1 protein-coding gene is annotated in these 702 nt (G+C 34.6%); it reads right to left on the bottom strand.

Annotation, left to right across the window (positions count from 1 at the left end; genetic code table 11):
* Positions 1 to 702, bottom strand: a 702-nt coding sequence (locus tag FUA24_RS01200; protein ID WP_148539691.1) for an AAA family ATPase, incomplete at both ends; no start/stop codon positions are given.

Genomic DNA, 702 nt, shown 5'->3' with positions numbered 1-702 from the left:
TTATCAATTTCATCTAAAACAAACACAGGGTTTGATGTGCCTGCCTTTTTTAAACTTTGAATGATACGCCCGGGCATTGCACCTATATATGTTTTTCTATGTCCTCTAATTTCAGCTTCATCACGCAAACCTCCCAAAGAAATTCTAACATACTCACGCCCTAAAGCTTCGGCAATAGATTTTCCTAAGGATGTTTTACCAACTCCTGGAGGACCATAAAGACATAAAATTGGCGATTTCATATCATTTCGTAGCTTTAAAACCGCTAAATATTCAATAATGCGTTTTTTTACATCATCTAAACCATAATGATCTCTGTCTAGTATCTTTTTAGCACGTTTTAAATCGAATTTATCTTTGCTAAATTCATTCCAAGGTAGATCTAAAAACAATTCTAAATAATTGCGTTGAATTGAATACTCTGCTACCTGCGGATTCATACGCTGTAATTTAGCTATTTCCTTTTCAAAGTGTTTAGCTACTTTTTCATCCCAATGTTTTTCTTGGGCTTTAGCTTTCATTTCTTCAATTTCTTCATCATGACTTACACCGCCTAATTCTTCTTGAATAGTTTTAATTTGTTGGTGTAAGAAATACTCGCGCTGCTGCTGGCTCATATCCATTTGAACCTTAGACTGAATATCATTTTTAAGCTCTAGCCTTTGGTACTCTACATTCATATGCTTTAATGTAGCTAAGGCT

The organism is Seonamhaeicola marinus (genome assembly GCF_008085455.1).
This window is presented reverse-complemented; position numbering and strand designations above follow the sequence as displayed.